The sequence below is a fragment of the Polynucleobacter sp. Latsch14-2 genome (assembly GCF_018881925.1).
Taxonomy (GTDB): domain Bacteria; phylum Pseudomonadota; class Gammaproteobacteria; order Burkholderiales; family Burkholderiaceae; genus Polynucleobacter.
On sequence record NZ_JACVPL010000035.1, the window covers coordinates 1 to 2,284 of the forward strand.

The 2,284-nt window shown below is 39.3% G+C and carries 2 protein-coding genes; both read left to right on the plus strand.

What is annotated here, in order from left to right; translation table 11 throughout:
- Nucleotides 1-104: 104 nt before the first annotated feature.
- Entirely contained in the window at nucleotides 105-1,934 is a 1,830-nt protein-coding gene (locus ICN46_RS11825; protein ID WP_216209103.1) for a sensor histidine kinase, read from the plus strand.
- A partial coding sequence (locus tag ICN46_RS11830; RefSeq protein ID WP_216209106.1) for a response regulator transcription factor occupies nucleotides 1,919-2,284 on the plus strand: 366 nt, incomplete at its 3' end. The genes ICN46_RS11825 and ICN46_RS11830, both read left to right, overlap by 16 nt.

A 2,284-nucleotide genomic window follows, 5' to 3' on the forward strand; every position in this document is an offset into this window, starting at 1 on the left:
CGGCCAGTAGGAGACTATGAAGATTTTTTAAAGCCAAGACTTTGAAATAGGAGGGTTGAGTCCTGTAAGAATTCGTAAGAAAGAAATGTGTACATAATTGAGTCATGCTTAAGCTATTACCGCACATCCTCATTGGCCTGCTTACTATTTTTTGCCTGGAGGCTGGAGCCTCTGAGGGGGTTATCGCTGAAAAATCCTTTTTTAGCGATGAATCTAATGCTTTAAGTATTGCCAACATTCAAGACAAGGCCTTCACCCCCTATTATGAAAATGTGTATGCAGGGGGATATAGCAAATCAGCGCTATGGATGAAGTTAAAAATTAATCCCAATGCTCAAGATCTGGTTCTTCGAATTAGACCAAATTACACTGATGAAATTCAGCTATTTGATCCGTTAGACGGATACAAGCCTCATGTCACGGGCGATAAATATCCATGGGCAAGTTCAGATGTTAAAACGCTTGGCCTGAACTTCAAATTACCTGCGAGCGATCAAAGTCGAGAGGTGTACCTAAGATTTAAGTCAGCACATAGTTATATGTACTATGTTAATGCGTACGAGACCGATCAATTTTTTACACTAGACCAGATTGAAACATTTTTATATGAGTGGCATGTGGCATTTCTGGCGCTTATATTTGCATGGCTTTTCATTACGTGGCTCTTTAGTCGCGAAAAGGTTTTGGGATTATTCGTTGGGCATCAATTTTTATCATTGGCGCATGCCTTCTTATTACTAGGCTTTGCTCGCATCCTGTTTGATCAATATGTTGCCCCTACAAAACTGAATGAAATTGGCTACTGGCTGATATTGGCCTATATGTTTTGGGTGGTGTTGTCACACAAGTTTCTTTTAAAAGAATACGGCCTTAAAAGAGTTTATGAATATGGGTTTAATGTGTTGCTGATTACCCCTTTAATTGCCATGTGTATATTGGGTTTGGGCAACCCCTTATTGGCGCTCAAAATTGGGGCCTTAGTCGTGCTTTTGGCAAGCATTCTTCTATTCCTGTCGAGCGTCTTTGGCTTAGTGAAAGTAAGACCAGACAATACAATCTACCAAGTACCCATTAAGGTATTGCGCTTGTATTACTTCGTTATCTTAGTGGTATGGGTATTGATTCAGCTCACCTTAATGAATGTAATTAATGCAGGGGAGTTTGCGATTCATGCTATCTATGCTTATAGTTTGCTCAATGGGCTATTGCTATTTGGTATTTTGCAATACAGAGCAAGAGGAATTTTAAAGCAGCAACTTGCAAGGGCTAATCACCATAAAATCCAAGCCGATCAAGAGCGCATCAGACGTAAAGATCAAAGTAAATTGATGGCGATGCTTACCCATGAAATTAAAACGCCTTTATCAATTTTGAAGTTAGTACTAGATGAAAAATTGACAGACTCAGACGTAGAGCTTCCCGCAAATCGAGCCGTCAGAAATATCGACAATATTATTAATAAATGTCTAGCCTTGGATAGACTGGATGCCCATTCAGTCATGGTCCATCGGTCCATATTTGTATTGGATGATTTGGTAAGCGATGTGCTTGCTGATTTACCTACCCATAAGCTCATTAAAGAAGGAGACTTCACTATCAATCTATCCACAGATAGGGATTTTCTATACGTGATTATTCGCAATCTTTTAGAAAATGCAATTAAATACTCACCATCAGAAGGGGTGATAACAATTGCTTGTAGTGAGTTATTAGATGCTTATGAGGTTAGCGTATCTAATCTTATTGGGCCAATGGGTGCACCAGAATCCAATCAAGTATTTGAGAAGTACTACCGTAATGCCCGTGCAACCAAAGTTTCTGGAAGTGGACTAGGGTTATTCTTGGTTAAGTCGCTTACTAGCTTGTTGGGCGGTAAAGTGATTTACACATCAAACCCGGATCAGGTGATATTTAAAGTATGCCTTCTAAAATAAAAATCGCAGTTGTTGAAGATAATGATGACTTACGAAGTTTGTTACTGCGTAATATTGAGCGTGAAGGATATACAGTATTTGGCGCAGACTCTGCGGAATCATTGGATGATCTTCTAATTGACCATGTATTTAATCTAATTATTCTTGACTTGAACTTACCTAGCGAGGATGGTATCAGCATTGCGACAAGGTTAAAAAAGGCTGATCATGATCTTTATATCATTATGGCTACAGCTAGAAATAGTGCTGAAGCCAGGGTCGCTGGATATGAATCTGGCGCTGATATTTATTTAACCAAACCTTTTTCTAGTGCTGAGTTATTGGCTGCAATCGGTAGTCTTGCAAGAAGA